Origin of the sequence: Desulfococcus sp. (genome assembly GCF_050178255.1) — a bacterium.
Lineage (GTDB): Bacteria > Desulfobacterota > Desulfobacteria > Desulfobacterales > Desulfococcaceae > Desulfococcus > Desulfococcus multivorans.
Genome location: NZ_JBFXGG010000053.1, coordinates 1 through 1,428, shown reverse-complemented (window position 1 = coordinate 1,428; position 1,428 = coordinate 1). Strand labels below are relative to the sequence as shown.

General features: G+C 57.5%; 1 protein-coding gene. It reads right to left on the bottom strand.

Features of this window, described 5'->3' with window-relative positions; genetic code table 11:
• Positions 1-1,403, bottom strand: a 1,403-nt coding sequence (gene ligA / locus AB7S84_RS10925) for an NAD-dependent DNA ligase LigA (RefSeq protein ID WP_428154463.1), incomplete at its 3' end; no start/stop codon positions are given.
• Positions 1,404-1,428: the final 25 nt, after the last annotated feature.

The following is a 1,428-nucleotide window of genomic DNA, read 5'->3' as shown; positions in this document are numbered from 1 at the left end:
CTGCCGCCCGCGGCTTCTATGCGTGCTTTTGCTTCTATGCGGGTCATGCTTGCAAGGGTTCCGGTCAGAACGAATGTTTTGCCCACCAGGCGGCCCGATGCCGGATCATCCGTCATTATAAGAGAGACACCGCTTTTCAGCAATCGCTGAACAGCTTCCTGGTTTTCCTTCTGGTCAAAAAAATGCCGTACAGCGCCGGCAATCTCCAATCCGATCCCGTCGATCCGGGCCAACTCTTCGGTGGATGCCGCCGTGAGACGGTCAAGGGTTTTAAATTGTCGGGCCAGGATTTCGGCGGTGTTTTCACCGACATGACGGATGCCAAGGGCATATAGAAAACGGGAAAGGGGAAGGCGCCGACTGGCTTGAATGGCCTTGACCAGATTTCCGGCGGATTTGGGTCCCATTCGATCGAGCTGCGACAAGACAGCTTCATCCAGATGAAAAATGTCCGCATAGGAGCGGATCAATTGTCGATCCACCAACTGGTGGATAAGCTTACTTCCCAGTCCATCGATGTCGAAGGCGCCTTTGGCGGCAAAATGACGGACTTTCCCCTTGATCTGGGCTGGACAGTTGACGTTGATGCATCGGGTGACAGCCTCTCCTGGAATGCGTTTTGCCTCAGCGCCGCAGATCGGACAGGTCCGGGGCATGTCAAAAGGAAGTTCATTCCCGGTTCTCAGGGATGTAATGACCTTGACCACCTCCGGAATGACGTCTCCGGCCCGTTGGACCAGCACCGTATCGCCGATGCGAACGTCCTTGCGGCGAACCTCGTCCTCGTTATGAAGGGTGGCGTTGCTGACGGTCACGCCGCCGATCGCGACGGGTTCGAGTCGTGCGACGGGGGTGAGTGCCCCGGTGCGTCCGACCTGGATGTCGATATCGAGTACTTTTGTGGTTTCCTGAACGGCGGCGAACTTATAGGCGATGGCCCAGCGCGGCGCCCTGGCCTTGTCCCCCAGCCGCTGCTGGAATTCAATGCGGTCAACCTTGATGACCATGCCGTCGATGGCGTAGGGCAATTCGTGGCGGATCCGCTCCAATTCATGGAATCGGTTGAGAACCGCCTTGAGTCGGAGACCGTTTCGCACAAGTGGATTGACCGGAAACCCCAACTGTTTCAGGGCGAGAAGCAGTTCTCCGTGGGAATAAACCCTGAGGCCGTCGACATTTCCGATGCCGTAGACGAAGAATTTGAGAGGGCGTCTTGCCGTCACCTGAGAGTCGAGCTGCCGAAGGGAGCCCGCCGCGGCATTCCTGGGATTGGCGAACACAGGGAGCCCTTTTGCCGCGCGTTCGGTATTGTGCTGTTGAAAACCCCCGACATCGATGAAAACTTCTCCGCGCACTTCGATTCGTCGAGGGAGGTCCCCCGAGCTCCGATCTGTAAGGTTCATCGGGAGGGAGCGGTTGGTTCGAGCG